Source organism: Cupriavidus sp. FW306-01-F10A, from assembly GCF_058782785.1.
The window spans coordinates 210,394-227,100 of the sequence record NZ_JBYSYA010000010.1 but is presented as its reverse complement, the minus strand read 5'-3'; the positions used below and the strand labels follow the sequence as shown (position 1 = coordinate 227,100).

The following is a 16,707-nucleotide window of genomic DNA, read 5'->3' as shown; positions in this document are numbered from 1 at the left end:
TGGTCGAGCAGCTCCTTGAACTTGAACAGGATGCGCGCGCGGCGCAGCGGCGGGGTGTCGGCCCAGGCGGGGAATGCGGCATGGGCGGCGGCAACGGCGTCGGCCACGTCCTGCGCGGTGGCCAGTGCCACGCGCGCGGCGACTTCGCCGGTGGCGGGGTTGAATACGTCCGCCAGGCGCTGGCCGCCGGCGCGGCGCACGGCGCCGCCGATGAAATGCTGGATCTCGGCCAGTTGCCGGTTTTCTGCGATGCTCACTTGGGATTTCCTTCGATTGCCGCGGCACGCAAGTCAGCGCGCGCCCCGGCGTGCAATCAGGGAGGCCGGACCCGCAGGTCCGGCGGCAATGCGATGCGGCGCGCGCCGCTTACTTGATGTCCTGCAGCGCCTTCTTCACCGTATCGAACAGTTCGCCGATCTGGGCTTCAGAGATGATCAGCGGCGGCGAGAACGCCAGGATGTCGCCGGTGTAGCGCACCAGCACGCCGAGCTCCAGACACTTCAGGAAGGCCTCATATGCGCGCGCGCCGGGCTGGCCGGGGCGCGGCTCCAGCTCGATGCCGGCGACCAGGCCGTAGTTGCGGATGTCCTTCACGTGCGGCGCGCCGCGTACGCCGTGCACCGCGGCTTCGAACACCGGCGCCAGCTCGGCGGCGCGGCCGAACAGGTTTTCGCGCTGGTACAGGTCGAGGGTGGCAATGGCGGCAGCCGCGGCCAGCGGGTGGCCGGAGTAGGTGTAGCCATGCAGCAGCTCGATCGCGCCCGGCGCGGCCGAATTGACCACGGTGTCATGCACTTCGCGGCGCACGGCGACGGCGCCCATCGGCACCGCGGCGTTGTTGATCGCCTTGGCCATGGTGATCAGGTCCGGCGTGACCTTGAAGCGCTCGGCCGCGGTGGCGGCGCCGAGGCGGCCGAAGGCGGTGATGACCTCGTCGAAGATCAGCAGGATGCCGTGCTTGCTGGTGATTTCACGCAGCTTTTCCAGGTAGCCGACCGGCGGCACCAGCACGCCGGCGGAGCCGGCCAGCGGCTCGACGATCACGGCGGCAACGTTGGACGGGTCGTGCAGCGCCAGGATGCGTTCAAGCTCATCGGCCAGGTGCGCGCCCCACTGCGGCTGGCCCTTGGAGAAGGCGGCCTCGGCGATATTCAGCGTGGCCGGCAGGTGGTCGGTGCCCGGCATCAGGTTGGCCGAGAACGCCTTGCGGTTCGGGCCGATGCCGCCCACCGCCATGCCGCCGAAGCCCACGCCGTGATAGCCGCGCTCGCGCCCGATAAAGCGCGTGCGCTGGCCTTCGCCGCGTGCACGGTGGTAGGCCAGTGCGATCTTCAGCGCGGTGTCGACCGACTCCGAGCCCGAGTTGGTGAAGAAGATGCGGTCCAGCCCCTGCGGCATGATCGCGGCCACCTTGGTGGCGGCCTCGAACGACAGCGGATGGCCCATCTGGAACGGTGGCGCATAGTCCAGCGTGGCAGCCTGGCGCGCTACCGCCTCGGCGATTTCCTTGCGGCAGTGGCCGGCGGCCACGCACCACAGGCCGGCGCAACCGTCCAGGATCTGGCGGCCGTCGTGGGTGGTGTAGTACATGCCGCTGGCCGACGCCAGCAGGCGCGGCGCCGCCTTGTACTGGCGGTTGGCGGTGAAGGGCATCCACAGGGCATCGAGATCGGGAATCACGGTCTTGGCGGCGTCCATACGTCCTCCTAGGGGGAATCGGGTCGGATTGGCTGGTGGCACGCTGGCTGGCAGCGCGGCGGGCAATGAGGGCCACTCTACCGGCGGCGTCTGGCCGACAAAATATACAGTCCGGACAAGACTGCCTTACCGTGCAGTTTGAACATGCCAAACCGTACAGGCAAGAGCCATCGGGGAGCCGCCAGCCCGCTGCCGTACCACGACCCGCTCTGGACCGCGGTACGTCATTCCACGCTGCACTGCGGCAAATTTCGCTTTGCGGAAAACCACCGCATCCTGGCCTGCCTCCAACCGCTAAACTGTACAGGTTCACGCTTGCCCGAGTGCCTGATGCTGACCCTGACCCTGACCCGCAGCCGCCGCGACGGCGACACCCTGACCGAGCAGATCGTCGCCGGCATCGCCGCACTGGTCGAGCAGCGCGCGCTGCGCGCCGGCACCGCCCTGCCCTCGGTGCGCCGCTTTGCGCAGCACCACCACGTCAGCACCTTCACCGTGGCCGAGGCCTACGGCCGGCTGACCGCGCTGGGCTACCTGGCGGCACGCCCGGGCTCGGGCTATACCGTGGCGCATCGCCATGCCCCGGCCGGGCACGCGCGCGCGCCGCAATGGGAGGCGCCGGGACTGAACGCGGCGTGGCTGCTGTCGGATGTGTTCGCCGACCATTCGGTGCCGATCAAGGCCGGCGCCGGCTGGCTGCCCGGCGACTGGCTCAATGAGGAAGGGCTGCACCAGGCCATGCGCGCCTCGGCGCGCGTGCCGGCGGCGCAGCTGTCGGGCTACGGCCATCCGTACGGCTTTGCACCGCTGCGCGAGCATATCGCCGCCGGCCTGGGCCAGTACGGCATCCCGCTGCAGGCGCAGCAGGTGGTACTGACGCAGGGCGCGACGCAGGCGCTGGACCTGGTGGTGCGCACGCTGCTGCGTGCCGGCGATACGGTGCTGGTGGAATCGCCCTGCTACTGCAACCTCCTGCAGATCCTGCGGCTGGCGGGACTGCGCGTGGTGGGCGTGCCGCGCTCTGCGGCGGGGCTGGATACCGATGCGCTGGACGATGCCATCCGCGCCCATGCCCCGCGCGCGCTCTTTATCAATACCGTGCTGCAGAACCCGACCGGCGCCAGCCTGAGCAGCATGAACGCCTTCCGCGTGCTGCAGCTGGCCGAGCAGCACCGGCTGCTGGTGGTCGAGGACGATATCTACCGCGAGCTGGCGCCGGCCGGCTCGCCGATGCTGGCGGCCATGGACGGGCTGTCGCAGGTGGTCTACATCAATGGTTTTTCCAAGACCATCACGCCGTCGCTGCGGGTCGGCTATCTGGCCGCCAGCCCCGACCTGGCCAAGGCCTTCGCGCGCACCAAGATGGCGGTCGGCCTGACCTCGTCGGAAGTCACCGAGCGGCTGGTCTACTCGGTGCTGACCAGCGGCCACTACGGCCGCCACGTGGCGGCGCTGGCCGAGCGGCTGCGCGCGCAGCAGGATCGCGTGACGGAAAAGATGGAAGCCCACGGGCTGGAGGTGCTGCTGCGCCCGGAGGGCGGGATGTTCGCCTGGGCGCGCCTGAACGAGGCGGCACAGGCGCGGCTGCAGGCCAGCCGCCGCGGCGGGCCGCTGCACGGCAACCGCCTGGCCACGCTGGCACTGGAGCATGGTATCTGGCTGGCGCCAGGGTCGTATTTCGAGCCGGACGAGACCGATTCGCCGTGGATCCGCTTCAATGTGGCCACCGGCGATGCGCCACAGCTGTGGCAGTTCTTCGACCGTCTGGCGCAGGCACCGCGCGCGGCTTAGCACCCGCGCAGGATCGAGCGGTCAGCTCCAGAGGCGCTCGACCAGCCAGCCCGCGGTAGCGCAGAGTCCCAGCCAGGCGGTCAGGCAGATAGCGATAAATCGATAGCTCATCTCGGAATGGACAACAAAGTCGTGAAGGCAGTGTGAATTTTTCGTTGAATCATACATCCATTCATGAATGTATGTAAGGACGGCGTGGATTCCCCGCTGACAGCCAGGGTCTATTTGTGTACCGCAGGGAGCACACAAAGTGCGCGCCAGCTGTCCCTGCAGCCGTCAGGGACGCGGCCGCCGAAGCGCCGGGGCTCTGCTACCCTTGTGCCTGCATTGCCCCACGCGGGGTGACGATTTCAGCTCTCAAGCGCGCAGCAGAACCAGACCATGCATAGCCACGACCTGTCCGCCTGGACCCACAGCCACGCTTTCGACGCCGGCAACCGCGCCGCCGAACGCGGCACACGCCTGGTGATGGCGATCACCGCCGCCACTATGGTGGTAGAGATCGCTGCCGGCCTTTGGTTCAACTCGATGGCGCTGCTGGCCGATGGCTGGCACATGAGCTCGCACGCGCTGGCCATCGGCCTGTCGGCCTTCGCTTACGCCGCCGCACGCCGCTACGCCGGCGACCGGCGCTTTGCCTTCGGCACGTGGAAGATCGAGGTGCTGGCCGGCTTTGCCAGCGCGGTGTCCCTGCTTGGCATCGCGGCGCTGATGGCGGCCGGCTCGGTCGAGCGGCTGCTCAGCCCGCAGGACATCCACTACCGCGAGGCCATGGCCGTGACCGCGCTCGGCCTGCTGGTCAACCTGGGCTGCGCGCTGATCCTGGGCGGCCATGCGCACGGGCACGACCACGGGCACGACCATGGCCACCATCACCACGGCCATGATTACGGCCACGGCCACCACCACGACATCAACCTGCGCGCCGCCTACGTGCATGTGCTGGCCGACGCCGCGACCTCGGTGCTGGCGCTTGTCGCGCTGGCCGGCGGCTGGTGGCTGGGCTGGGCGTGGCTGGATCCGGCGATGGGTCTGGTGGGCGCCGCGCTGGTCGGCAGGTGGGCCGTCGGGCTGCTGCGCCAGAGCGGCGCCGTGCTGCTGGACCGCGAGATGGACCATCCGGTGGTGGAAGAAGTGCGCGAGGTGCTGGCGGGCCTGGACCCTGCCGATGCCAACGGCGAGGAGCGCACCAGTGTGACCGACCTGCATGTCTGGCGCGTGGGCCGGCAGCAGTTTGCCTGCATCGCCTGCCTGGTCACGCACGATCCGGCGCTGACCCCGCAGCGCGTGCGCGAGGCACTATCCGTGCATGAAGAACTGGTGCACGTGACGGTGGAGATCAGCCGCTGCGAGGGCGCGCACTGAGGCGTGCCATCGGTGCATGCGGGTTCAGTCCAGCTCGCACCACATGCATAGCGGCGGCGTATCGGTATGGCGGTGGAATTCGCTCGATGACATGACCTCGGCCGGCAGCTTCGCGGCCGGCACCAGCGTAAAACCGTAGCGCGCGAAATAGCTCGGGCAGCTCGAGGCCAGCAGCACCGCGCGCCGCGCGCCATTGGCGCGTGCGCGCATCAGCGCGGCGCGCACCACATGCGTGGCCACGCCCTGGTCGCGGTGTTCCGGCAATACGGCAACGCTGCGGATCACCACGGTCTCGCCGAAACGCTCGCCGGCAGCGCAGCCAATGATCTGCGATCCAAGGATGGCAACGTGGAAGTGCTCGAGCAAGCGTGCCACATCGTCCACGGGCAGGCCGCAGCGTTCCAGCACGCTGCCCACGGCTGGCGCGTCCGAGGGCATGGCCGCGCGGATCCGCAAGTCCTTGATCATCTGGAGCCTCTCTTTTTCACATCACCTCGCGACGGGAACACCATGGAAGCCCGGACATGGTTGTGCCGCCATCCGGCGGCACGGGTTGCACGCAGGCCATGTGGCCTGTCAGGCAACATTACCCGATTCAGTGGCGTTGTTCTATTGGGGAAGTAACGGAAACGGGAGGCCGAAACGGCCCGCGCCATCGCGCCAATTATGCGCAGCACCGCATGGCTGCCGTGCAAGACGAGTCACTGTGACAAGCCCATGAAAACCGGGGAAATTGCGCGGGCGCGCACAAGACGGCCCGGCAACTTGTGCCAGGCAAGGAAAGACTGGAGGCGGGGATACGGAATCGAACCGTCGTATACGGCTTTGCAGGCCGTTGCATCACCACTCTGCCACCCCGCCGCTGACGCCGCGTCTGTGCGACGCTACGTGCTGCGGGCCGCAGTGTAGCGGGAAATGGAAATCTTTGCAGGAGACGGGGCCGGCCCCTAACCCATCGCGGACTGGATGTAGTTCTGCAGCCCGACCTTGTTCACCAGTTCCAGCTGCGCCTCGAGCCAGTCGATATGCTCCTCGGTGTCGGCGAGGATATCGACCACGATCTCGCGCGAGACATAATCGCCGACCGACTCGAAAAACTTGATCGCTTCCTTGCAGCTGGCCTGCGACACCTGTTCGAGCTTCAGGTCGCAACCGAGCATCTCCTCGGTGTTCTCGCCGACCAGCAGCTTGTCCAGGTCCTGCAGGTTGGGCAGGCCATCGAGCAACAGGATGCGCTCGATCAGCTTGTCCGCGTGCTTCATTTCCTCGATCGATTCCTCGTACTCGTGCTTGCCCAGGGCACCGAGCCCCCAATGCCGGTACATGCGGGCATGCAGGAAATACTGGTTGATCGCGGTCAACTCATGCCGGAGCTGGCCATTGAGCAACTGGATCACCTTCTTGTCGCTTTTCATGACTGCCCCCAACGACCCCTCGAAACTGATGGACCTACTCTCATTTTCGTAAACACGAAAACCCCGCAGTGATTATCCCGCCGCGAACTTCATGGTAGTCCGGCAAGAGCGGACATCAAGCAAATTCGGCCTCGCCGCCGCATTTTCGCCGGGTTTTCACGCGCTATTGCGGATGCGAATACCAATGGTTTCCATTCGATTTTCAAAAGCGCTTCGCGCGGCATCGTGCAAACAGAAAAGCGGGCGCACACGGCAATTGCCGCGCCGCCCGCCGTCGGGAGCCAGCCGTGAAAATCAGTCGAGCTTCGCGCCTGAATCCGCCACCAGCGTCTTCAGCACCGGCCAGTCGCGCGCATACAGCGCCTGCGCCTCGGCCGGCGAGCTGCCCACCGTGCGCAGCCCCAGCGCGACCAGTCGCTCCTGCATGTCGGGCGCCTGCAGGATGGCGCGCACTTCGCCTTCAAGCCTGGCGAGAATCGGCGCGGGCACGCCCACCGGCGCCACCAGGCCGATCCAGCCGACGGTCTTGAAGGCGCTGTCCTGCATGCCGGACTCAGCGAAGGTGGGCATGTCAGGCAGCGCGCTGCTGCGCTGCGTGCCGGTCACCGCCAGTGCCTTGAGCTTGCCGCTCTGGATATAGGGCTTGGCGGTCAGGATGCTGGCAAAGCCGAACTGCACCTGCCCGCCCAGCAGGTCCTGCATCATCGGCGCCTCGCCCTTGTAGGGCACGTGCGTGGCCTGGCCATGCACCAGCTTGCTGTAGTAGGCGCCGCTCAGGTGCGACAGCGAACCCACGCCCCACGAGGCATAGCTGAGCTTGCCCGGCCGGCTGCGCGCGTACTCGCCCAGTTCACGCACGGTGCGCACCGGCACCGACGGATGGGCCACCAGCACCAGTTGCGCATCGGCCAGCACGCTGATCATGGTCAGGTCCTTGCGCGGGTCGTAGGGCAGTTTCTGGTACAGGAACTGGTTGGTCAGCACCGACTGCGTCAGGGTCATCAACAGCGTGTAGCCATCCGGCGCGGCCTTGGCCACGGCGTCGGTGCCGATGATGCCCGAGGCGCCCGCCTTGTTGTCCACCACCACGGGCTGGCCCAGGCGCTTGCTGAGTTTTTCGCCCATGGCACGGGCGATGGTGTCGGTGCCGCCGCCGGCCACATAAGGCACCACGATGCGGATCGGCTTGGCGGGATAGGCCTGTGCGGCGGCGGGCAGGGCCAGGCTGAGCGAAAGCCCGCCAGTCAGCCCGCCAGCGGCCAGCGCGAGCCATGCGCGTCGGTTCATGTCGTCTCCAGGTCGTCTTTATGGTTTTGGAGGACAACGTTAGCGGGCTTGAGAAATTACGTCCAATGCAATATTTTTCAGTTTTTGATGCATAAAAGATTAATTCATGGGACTAAGGCAGCTGCATCACTTCGTCACGCTGGTCGAGCAAGGCAGTTTTGCCCGTGCCGCCAGCGCCCTGCACCTGTCGCAGCCGGCGCTGACCCGCAGCATCCAGGCGCTGGAAGCGGACCTGGGGCCGCTGATCGACCGCAGCTACGGCAAGGTGAGGCCAACCGCCGCCGGCATGCTAGCGCTCGAGCGCGCGCGCCGCATGCTGCGCGAACAGCGCGAGTTGCGGCGCGACCTGCAACTGCTGGAGGAAGTAGAGATCGGCACGATCCGCGCGGGCTTCGGGCCGTTCGCGGCATCGTTCCTGCTCGATCCCGTGCTCGAGACATTGGTGCGGCGCTACCCGCATCTGCGCATCGACCTGGAGACCGCGGACACGCCGGCCATGCGGCGTTCGCTCGAAGCGGAACGCCTCGATGTCTTTGTCGGCGAAAGCCGCAGCCTGGCGGAACTGGGGCACCTGCAGATTGACCGGCTGCCGGCGCTGGAAACGGCATTCTTCGTGCGCAGCGGGCACCCGCTGGCGCGGCAGCGCGAAGTCAGCCTGGCCGAGCTGCGCACCTATCCGGTGGCAGGGACGCGGCTGCCGGCACATATCCTGCGCTTCTTCCGGCAGGCACTGCATGAAGCCAGCGGTGGCAGCGGTCCGGTCTCCGAGGACGCGCCCGGGCTGATGACCGTCACCTGCAACGACATGCACGCGCTGCGCTCGCTGCTGCTGGCCGTCGATGCCGTGGCGCTGGTACCCGTGGCGATGATGGCCGAGGCCTGCGCGCAAGGCATGGCCGTGGCCCTGCCGATGCACTCGCCAACCGAGCTGAGGGCGCAGTATGGGATCGTGTCGCTGGCCGGGCGCTCACCGTCGCCGGCCATGCGCGTCTTCGCGGCGCTGGTGCATGAAGCGGTGGCGCAAGCCGGCGGCGATGCCGGGCGGTAGGCCCGGGTCATAGCCCGGGCGTTGGGGATTCAGCCAGCTGCCACCGCGGGCTGCCCCGCTTCGGCACGCGACGGCAGGTGCGCGGCCAGCCGGCGGCGCGAGCGCTCAGGGTTGACCACGTACAGGCCCGCCAGCGCCGCCACCACCATGATCGCGCCGCAGACGGCCAGGCCCAGCTCGAAACCGTGTGCCCCAGGGACGTTCTGCACCAGCACGCCCGTGACCAGCGGCGCCAGCACGCCGGCCAGCGACGACACCGACGCATCGATGGCGAGGATCGCACCGCGCTGCCCCGCCGGCACCACCTCAGCCAGCATCGCCGGGCCCAGCGAATAGATCGCCGGCGCGCACACGCAGGCCACTACCAGCAGGCCCACCCGCATGACCGGCGTGGTGTCCGGCCACAGCAGCAACAGGAAGAATCCGCCTGCCAGCAGCAGCATGCCGGCCGAGACCCGCCCGCGCGCCACCCGCGACGACACGCCGCGCGCCAGCAGCCGCTCAGAGAACCAGGCAATGGCCAGCGTCAACGGCAGGTTGGTGCCGATGATCAGCGCGAACAGCTTGCCGCTGACGGCGTGGTCGAAGCCCAGCCCGCTCTGCAGGTAGGCCGGGATCCAGGTCAGGCACAGCGCCAGGCCCCAGTACGCCGCCAGCCGCAGCGCGAAGCAGCCCAGCACCGTGGGATCGCTCAGCAATACCCGGTACGGCAGGCGCAGCGGCGCGCTGGCGGCCACGCAGGCGTGGGGCGCAGCGTGCCCCGCCGGGCGCTCGTCGAGCGTGCCTTCGCGCCCGAGCGCCAGCCAGGCCACGGCCCACAGCACGCCCAGCGCCGCCAGCACGTAGAAGTTGGCACGCCAGCCCCAATGCATGGCAACCGCCGGGATCAGGAAGCCCGCCAGCACGATGCCGATCCCGGCCCCCTGCGTCAGCACCGCCACGGGCAGGTTGCGCCGGCGGTCCGGAAACCACTTGTAGCAGGCGTGGATCGCCACTGGCGCAGCCGGCCCTTCCATGAAACCCAGCAGGATGCGCGAGACGATCAGCACCGCCAGGCTGGACGACAGCGCCAGCGGGATCTGGCACAGCGACCATGCCAGCGCCATGCAGACCAGCAGCCGCGAGGTCGGCGTGCGGTTGGCAAGAAAGCCGCCCAGCACGCCGGACACCGCGAACAGCCAGAAGAAGCTGCTGCCGACCAGGCCGAACTGCGCCGGCGTCAGCCCCAGTTCATCCATCATCGGCGCGGCCAGCAGGCCCACCACCATCTTGTCCATGGCGTTGACCACCAGGAAGAAGAACAACAGCACTGCGGTCAGCCACGCGCGGCGCGGCTGGTAGGACATGGTCATGCGAGGTCTCCGGGAGGGCACTTATCGATCTCCGGGCGGCACCCGATAGGCTTGGCGCCGCTCAATTCGTAATATTGATTACGTTTTTGAGCCAGTATGTTGGCCTGATACAGTTCACGACATCCGTAAAAACGCGGACATGACGGGGCGGGCCCAGGCCACGCCCCGCGGGGAGAAAGGGTCGTCATGGAAAACAAGCTGACCGGGCTGGAGGGCCACGCCGGCTATGCCGCACCGCGCTATTCGCGCGGCCTGCGCACCACGCTGCTGCTGCTGGAAGCCGGCCGCCGGCTGCTGCGCGAGCGCACGCTGGAACAGGTCTCGATCCACGAGATCTGCGCGCACGCAGGCGTCACGACCGGCGCGTTCTACAGCCGCTTCGAAGGCAAGGAGAGCTATTTCAAGGCGCTGCAGGCCCTGGTGCTGACCACGCTGCGCAAGGCCATGGCAGAGCGCCTTGCGCAACTCGACACACACCCGCCGACGCTGGAAGACGCCGTGTGCATGCTGGCGCGCGACAGCCGCCTCTGGGCTTACCGCAATGCTGGAGTGCTGCGTGCCTCGCTGGTTGCCCGCGTCACGAGGGGCGAGGATCCGATCCGGCAGCTCAACCGGCAGTACATGGACGACCTGGCTTCGCGCCTGGCACGGCTGCACCCGGCGGGCGCCTCGCCGGAACTGGAACTGCGCATCCGCTTTGCGCACCAGGCGCTGGCCGGCACCCTGCTGTACGCGCTGATCAACCGCGACAGCACCTTTGCGCTGTCGGACCGGCGGCTGGATATGGAGATGGCGCGAGCGTTCCTGCTGTACGTGGCATAGCCAGGCGCCGCCAATGCAAAGAGGCCCCGCGGGGCCTCTTTGTTCTTCCAGCAAAGTGTCCTCTACAAACAGAATCGCATAATAGAAGTTTCGAATAACGAGCCAGATTTTGATTAAGTCATTGTTTCTTATATGATTTTTCCCCGCCGGTCGCCTGCTAACGGCCGCTCCTAGCGCCTGCACAACGTAAAAGGCCCGTCAGAAAATTCTGACGGGCGCTAGACAGGAACACTATCGCATAACGAAGCCGCAGCTCCTTAGCGCCGGTGACTCTTATCACCGAGAATCTTGGCCATGAACGAACCAAGAACGCTGTCGCCACTCGTGCTGGGCTCCACGACGACAGCTTCCTCCGCGAGATTGAGTTCGTCCGACACGTCCCTCTCTCGGCCATCGTGCTTCCGAGGGTCGGGCAGATTTCCGAACTCGCCTTCGCCCTTCTGAAGGGGACGAACTCCAAGACCCAGGATGTCCCGCTCAACAGTTCCACGAGCGGCAGACTCTTCCTTGGCCAGTTCTTGCCGCGCCTGAGTCACGGTCGCATCCGTCTTGTATGTTCCGGATGCCCCGCTCGACCTCTCAGAAGCGTCCCGCATCAAGCCTGCCTTCCAGTTTGCAAGCTTGTTACCCGCCGCGTTCGTTGCAGCTTGTACACGTCTCTGCGCCCGCCGGAATAGATTGGACAGTTTGCGGTCAAATCGAAGCGCGCGCCCGAATCGGTCAGTAGTCCGGGCCGTTTCAGCGAGCTCGATGAATGAGCCATCATCACGCTCCCACAACAGATAGGTAGCATCATCCATCGGAATCCGAATACGGATGACGGGATTGTCAGGTCGACGTGGCCGCTGCATTTCCGCGTTGTAAAAGTCAACGAGCTCCTTACTCGTATAGAAGCCCCTCCCATACTGAACCTTTCCATCCCGAATCGTTCGAGTATCCGACTCAAGCAGACGCAAGTACAGCTCGCGCTCCGTCCACTCTTTTGATGCTCCACCCAGTCGCTTCCTTCGATACCAGCCAAAAATGGAGGCTGGATTGGGTTTCACGCCGTCGGCAATCATTTCATTCGTCAAGATTTTGTCAACATCCGCAGTCAAGTTGTACTCGTTGATTGCGTAGACAAGGGTCCTTTCGAAATCAAGCGTCGTCAGTGTCGCTTCCTGCTGAGCCTCATCCTGGCGCTCCTTGTCCGCCCGCTCTCCGGTTCGCTTGTACGCTCCAGGCAAATCAGCCGTCCGTCGCTGAAAAATTCCGTTGACCCCCTCAACCACTCCCTTCAAATCAGCTCGCTTTGGCGGAGCGATAGCTTGGTCGAGCTTCAGCTCGTTCACAACGGCTTCTGTGACAGAAACCGATATACCGGGGCCACGGTCAAAATAAACCTCATCGCAAGTTCCGTAGACAAGACCTCGGAGTCTCTCTGTAATACCGAGTCGCGCCAGGGTCCGAGTTTTCGATGTGAAGCTGCTGAATAGACAGTGCTTGTATGTGTTCCCCGACTCCGACCGTATCGTTACATACCACCCAACCACAGCTCGGCTACGCCGGCAAACGGCAAGAATGACAGTCGGCTTGCCAACACCATCCAGACGCTTCTTTCCAAAAACAAGATAGATGTTGTACTCCATCCCGTCCAGGTCATACGTATCGACCACGCCAAAGCCACCGTCAGTGGCACTTCCCGTTCTCGCGGCGTACTCCTGAGCCCACGCGATATAGCCGACCCGCGCCTCCTTTAACCGTCTCTCTTTGACAATTCGATACCCGTGCTCGAGAAAGAGGCGTTCATCGGGGCGAAGGTGGAATGGGATGTTCCGCAATCGAGGAAGCATATGGTCGCGAAACACCTGAGAGACCTCCTTCCCTTCTGGATAGTGACCCTCCAGAATGACTGCCCACTCTTCACGCATTTCCTGCTGCATGTTTGCGCCGCGGTAAATGGTGTTGGGGTCAAGTACCACGTTTGCGTTGGGTCTACCGAGCTTCACGTCCGTCGTGTCCAGCCGGCTTACATCCGGCGCACCCTGCAGTGGTCGAAGTGGGTAGAGCGCGCCGCGTCCGCCGCCGTACCAGAAATAGCGAGTCAGCACCGTCATCAGGCGTGGAACTGGCACCCCAACGAGAGCAGAGACCTCTTTCAGCCGCTCCGTGCGGAACTCCTCGCAGGACAAGTACCGCTCCAAGCCATCCCCAATCAGCAGTGTGACCCACTCCACACGAAGCGCCAAGTTGGTCTCGTCCGTGTCACTTAATCGCAGCTCCTTATCCATGAACTCGTGTCTCACACAGTCGTCGGTCTTCCCGATGGCGAGATTGACCAACAGGCCGATGTCGTTCCTCTTCCAGCACACCGGAGCTCTACTGCTTCTCGGCGTTACCTTCGGTTCCACCTGCAGGACCCATAAGTCGACTCCATCTTTGCTATGAATCAAATAGCGCCAATACGTAGGCTCTTCGCCAGCCGTGGTCCACTTGAGAAGCGACATTGGCGAAAAAGGTAGATATTCAGAGTGTTCCATTACGTCGCCCCCAGGAATGGCGGCTTATCATCGTAGAAGGGGAGTCGATGGTCGCATCGAAGTCGAGTCAAATCCTGCTCTGCTAGGAATTCCCACGTTATCCCTCGTCCGGAAAAAAATTTGGCTTCGAGTTCATTCCGTATCACAACCTTCTCATGGAGCAACATAGTCGAATAATTCAGGTATTTATAGCTTTCCATTACACCCTCTCCAGGAACAGTGGCTTGTCCTCGCCAAGCGGGAATCGATGGTCGAGTCGAAGCCAACCCATAAGCACTGAAATTCCGAACATTTGATAACATTCCAGCAACGTCCATCGGCGGTTTGCACATTTCAGCCGATGATTTAACGACCCAGACGCGCTGCTGCAACTGACTCGCTCCGCATACTCGCGAGCATCCGCCATCTGATGCGTGATATTCGCTTCCCGAAGAAAACGCTTCAGCACTTTATGGTTCCCGTACTCTGTATCCGCGAAGTCCTGCTCTGTTAGGCACTCCCACGTAATCCCTCGTTCAGCGCACCATTCCGCTTCGCGTAGGTGCCGCCTAACAACCGCCGCATCGTCTAGTTGTTCGTTTGGCTTGATGGATACACAGTGGTAAAGGAGTCGCTGAGTCCATGGGTTCCAGAGCGTTAGCATGAAGTCGAACGTAGCAACACACGTCTTAGGGAACTCACGCCCAGCCCTGTAGTACCTTAGATACTTCTCAGCATCCCAGAAGGGATACTGAGAGCGAGCTTCTAGGACCCAGGTATGAAAATCGAACTTCGCGAGGGCCTTTGCTTCAATCAAAGAGTGCTGGGGAGAACCGGTCCCAGTCTTTATCCGGACCCAGTTCCCTGACAATCCGCGCGTGCCAACCCTTGCCGAATGCCAAGGCTTATACTTCCGCCCGGTTGGAATACCGCAAACGTCCCACTCCGGCAGTTCACGACCCCACTGGAGAGGATGGGTCTGTGGCAGTTCAAGTATCTTCATCCATACCTCCACGGGAAAACAACGCTGTCCCGGACCCCGATGATTTCAAATCGATTCTTTCCGCGTCGCGACTCTTTATCAGCTTTTTGAGTCGCGCCCTGAGGTTCTTGTGCTGTTGGTTTGTCATGCTCTCGAGCATTTCGGCGCAGGGGATGAAGTCACTTGCAATTCCAACGCGATTCGCCTCCCGTATGAGGCCATTCGTTATCCGCGCATGCCAGGACTCCAGGGTCTCCACTTCACCGTCAAGCGCCGCGTGCGTCTGAGGGTATCGCCAACTATTCTTCCCGCAACAGACATTGCCTCCCGGGAATCCCTGAAGCAGAATGTTCTTAGAAATGCGCCCTGTGAACTCCGCTGCTCGCAATACACGTGCTCTTGATTTCACGTGAGCAGCCATCCTTGCATCTCTATCAGCTAAATCACCAGATGGATTCTGGTTTCTGGCATACATATAGCTATCCGGCGGGGGTAAGAATTCTCCGCCGTATTCCTGAAACCAGGTGTAGATGTAAACTCCGGCCCTCTTCTTAAATTGCGTACGGGTCAGTTTGCCTTCGCCAATTCCGGGAATCTCCAGCCGATGCAAGTAGCCAAGTGTCACTTCGTGACGTTGTGCAGGAGTCATCTGGCTACCCCTGCGCCGAATCGCTTCTTTGCATACTTGACGATAGTTCGGTCTCACCCGCTCAGCGCTCGTCGTCCGAGCCAATTCCTCGACAGAGCCAAACAGCGCGTAGCAGACTGCAAGCGCTGTCGATGCGTCGCCGAACGGCTGCAGTCCCTTGAGCGCACGTCGAAATGGCGGCGACGTGCGCGGGTCCGGCAGCATGTCAAGGACGCGTCGGCTAAGCTTTGATGCAAAGACATCCCGGAGGCGTCCATAGTGCAACTGTGATTCACCCCGAGCACCGATGTGCCCAAGCCTGTCCCCCACTGCCTCGGCAAGAAGCTCCCCGTTCAGGTGCTCGACCTCAGTGCTGTTGAGGAACTCAAAGGTGAATACCGAAAGACCATGGTCAGCATTCTTCTCGTTGCGGACGGTCGGTCGCCTGGTGGTCAGTAATCTCTCCCCACAAATACACGCCAGACTTGGCATTGGCAGCCGTGTTGTACGCCGCACGCGAAGCAAGCAGGACTCGCAATACTCGAGGATTGGCTCACAATGCAGGGCGCAGACATTCGATAGGCGTAGAAGATGTTCTCGATGCCATACCGCCGACTCATATTCTTTGAAGTCTTCCTCGATGCAAGCCGCACATAGCCCCAGTGCCCAGGTTATGCCGGCCTGACGGCGGGAAAAGTGGAGTTGGTCAGCTCTTTGCGGACGAGACATGGTCCGCACCTCGACTCTTCCGCGAGCTGCACCATCTCCAACGAGCCTAGACAGCGGAAACAAGGTGTGGAGACGCCTAACCGCGTGGGCGGCGGGAATAACCTCGCCGAGAATCTCAACAATCCCGGGGATGTTGGCAGGGATGCACAGATTGACCTGCCCCGTTGGATAGCCCAACGTGCGGTCCGCAATTTGTTGGACTGCATTTGTCCATGACAGATGGCTCACACGATGCAGGTATGGTCCAAGGGCTTCGTGCATTGCGATTCGCGGAACAGCCAGAAAGAGATTGGATGGCTGGCGAGCATGTGCAATTGCCGCATCTAGCAATGCATTATTTGGGTTCCTCATTCTTCTCCGGCTTCGACATCAGACTTCAAAATCCTTTCAACGGTCGTCTCGCGCAAGATTGCGCTACGCGCCAGTTCCCAAACAGCCTTGCAATCATTTTGGCGCTGTCCTCTGGCCCATTCCAGACGGCGGCGAATGAACTGGTCACGCGCTTCAAAAGGAGCCCTCCCTGTATCTGCGTTCGCAGCGATGTACTCGATTTGGTACTCAGTCATGCTGGCAACTTTCCGCAGGCGATACTTCGACGCTGGCAGTGGCCGACCGTCATCTCCCGCAATTGCCTTCGCTCGCTCGAGAGCAGCCTCGCTTCTGTCGAGCAAGCCTCCTTGAATCGGGCTATTGGCACTTCCATGCCTTCGAACTCGTTGTGGCGAGTGTTCTCCCAGCCAACTCGGGTCACCTCTACGCAGCCTTGACCACAATGCGCAGTTGGATTTCCTCAACGCCGTCCTACACATCGTGGGATTTGCTCGCACGTGCAACTCCCAACGTTCCTTGTCTCTCTCGAGCCGAACGCGACTTCTTTGCTTCCGCGCCAGGTCTATACGCGCGTGATAGACGGAGCAGACTCTTTTTACTGTTGTGACGGAAGTGTGCAGACGGACCGCCACCTCCTTTGCAGTCGCTCCCTGTGCGGCGAGTCGACAAACGCCGTTGACCAAGTCTTCTCCTTTGCTTCCGACTGCCCCAAAGCCAAGGCGTCTGGCTTCGAAGGCCATGGCGCTCGGGTCTGTATGAAGT

Annotated in this window: 13 protein-coding genes, 1 tRNA gene and 1 pseudogene; 4 read left to right on the top strand and 11 right to left on the bottom strand. The window is 63.3% G+C overall.

Going from position 1 to position 16,707, the window contains the following annotated elements; translation table 11 throughout:
* Both AC3WLF_RS17060 and aptA read right to left on the bottom strand, forming a co-directional pair.
* Positions 1-257, bottom strand: a 257-nt coding sequence (locus AC3WLF_RS17060; protein ID WP_492358546.1) for an aldehyde dehydrogenase family protein, incomplete at its 3' end; no start/stop codon positions are given.
* Positions 258-366: 109 nt separating this feature from the next.
* Positions 367-1,698 (bottom strand): omega-aminotransferase AptA, encoded by a 1,332-nt coding sequence (aptA, locus tag AC3WLF_RS17055; RefSeq protein WP_492356935.1) that lies wholly within the window; start codon positions 1,696-1,698, stop codon positions 367-369.
* Positions 1,699-2,028: 330 nt separating this feature from the next.
* On the opposite strand from aptA, the gene AC3WLF_RS17050 reads away from it, so the two are divergent.
* Both AC3WLF_RS17050 and dmeF read left to right on the top strand, forming a co-directional pair.
* Positions 2,029-3,489, top strand: a complete 1,461-nt coding sequence (locus AC3WLF_RS17050; protein WP_492321219.1) for an aminotransferase-like domain-containing protein — start codon at positions 2,029-2,031, stop codon at positions 3,487-3,489.
* A 381-nt stretch (positions 3,490-3,870) separates the two neighbouring features.
* Complete coding sequence (dmeF, locus tag AC3WLF_RS17045) at positions 3,871-4,854, top strand: CDF family Co(II)/Ni(II) efflux transporter DmeF (RefSeq protein WP_492358545.1); 984 nt, start codon at positions 3,871-3,873, stop codon at positions 4,852-4,854.
* Positions 4,855-4,878: 24 nt separating this feature from the next.
* Here the strand turns inward: dmeF and AC3WLF_RS17040 are convergent, their stop codons facing one another.
* The 4 genes from AC3WLF_RS17040 to AC3WLF_RS17025 all read right to left on the bottom strand — a co-directional run bounded on the left by AC3WLF_RS17040 (position 4,879) and on the right by AC3WLF_RS17025 (position 7,556).
* Positions 4,879-5,322 (bottom strand): GNAT family N-acetyltransferase, encoded by a 444-nt coding sequence (locus AC3WLF_RS17040; protein ID WP_492321217.1) that lies wholly within the window; start codon positions 5,320-5,322, stop codon positions 4,879-4,881.
* A gap of 318 nt (positions 5,323-5,640) precedes the next feature.
* Positions 5,641-5,715 (bottom strand) — tRNA-Cys (locus tag AC3WLF_RS17035).
* 86 nt (positions 5,716-5,801) lie between these two features.
* A complete protein-coding gene (gene bfr / locus AC3WLF_RS17030) occupies positions 5,802-6,269 on the bottom strand; it encodes a bacterioferritin (protein WP_035820638.1) in 468 nt (155 codons plus the stop codon).
* A gap of 294 nt (positions 6,270-6,563) precedes the next feature.
* Positions 6,564-7,556: a Bug family tripartite tricarboxylate transporter substrate binding protein gene (locus AC3WLF_RS17025; RefSeq protein WP_492352509.1), complete on the bottom strand. Its 993-nt coding sequence runs from the start codon at positions 7,554-7,556 to the stop codon at positions 6,564-6,566.
* Between the two features lie 106 nt (positions 7,557-7,662).
* On the opposite strand from AC3WLF_RS17025, the gene AC3WLF_RS17020 reads away from it, so the two are divergent.
* Positions 7,663-8,604, top strand: a complete 942-nt coding sequence (locus AC3WLF_RS17020) for a LysR family transcriptional regulator (protein ID WP_492358544.1) — start codon at positions 7,663-7,665, stop codon at positions 8,602-8,604.
* A 29-nt stretch (positions 8,605-8,633) separates the two neighbouring features.
* Here the strand turns inward: AC3WLF_RS17020 and AC3WLF_RS17015 are convergent, their stop codons facing one another.
* Positions 8,634-9,956: an MFS transporter gene (locus tag AC3WLF_RS17015; RefSeq protein WP_492358543.1), complete on the bottom strand. Its 1,323-nt coding sequence runs from the start codon at positions 9,954-9,956 to the stop codon at positions 8,634-8,636.
* 186 nt (positions 9,957-10,142) lie between these two features.
* Between AC3WLF_RS17015 and AC3WLF_RS17010 the strand changes: the two genes are divergently transcribed.
* Positions 10,143-10,778 carry a TetR/AcrR family transcriptional regulator gene (locus AC3WLF_RS17010; RefSeq protein WP_492358542.1) on the top strand — a complete coding sequence of 212 codons (636 nt, stop codon included), beginning with the start codon at positions 10,143-10,145 and terminating at the stop codon, positions 10,776-10,778.
* Positions 10,779-11,035: 257 nt separating this feature from the next.
* Here the strand turns inward: AC3WLF_RS17010 and AC3WLF_RS17005 are convergent, their stop codons facing one another.
* The 4 genes and pseudogenes from AC3WLF_RS17005 to AC3WLF_RS16990 all read right to left on the bottom strand — a co-directional run.
* Complete coding sequence (locus AC3WLF_RS17005; RefSeq protein WP_492358541.1) at positions 11,036-13,297, bottom strand: TnsB C-terminal domain-containing protein; 2,262 nt, start codon at positions 13,295-13,297, stop codon at positions 11,036-11,038.
* 968 nt (positions 13,298-14,265) lie between these two features.
* Positions 14,266-15,966 carry a TniQ family protein gene (locus AC3WLF_RS17000; RefSeq protein WP_492358540.1) on the bottom strand — a complete coding sequence of 567 codons (1,701 nt, stop codon included), beginning with the start codon at positions 15,964-15,966 and terminating at the stop codon, positions 14,266-14,268.
* The gene (locus AC3WLF_RS16995; RefSeq protein ID WP_492358549.1) at positions 15,963-16,181 is read right to left on the bottom strand and encodes a hypothetical protein; all 219 of its coding nucleotides are present in this window, start codon (positions 16,179-16,181) and stop codon (positions 15,963-15,965) included. Before AC3WLF_RS16995 ends, AC3WLF_RS17000 begins: the two co-directional genes overlap by 4 nt.
* 147 nt (positions 16,182-16,328) lie before the next feature.
* Positions 16,329-16,685 (bottom strand): annotated as a pseudogene (locus AC3WLF_RS16990) (TnsD family Tn7-like transposition protein); the annotation flags it as partial.
* Positions 16,686-16,707 lie beyond the last annotated feature (22 nt).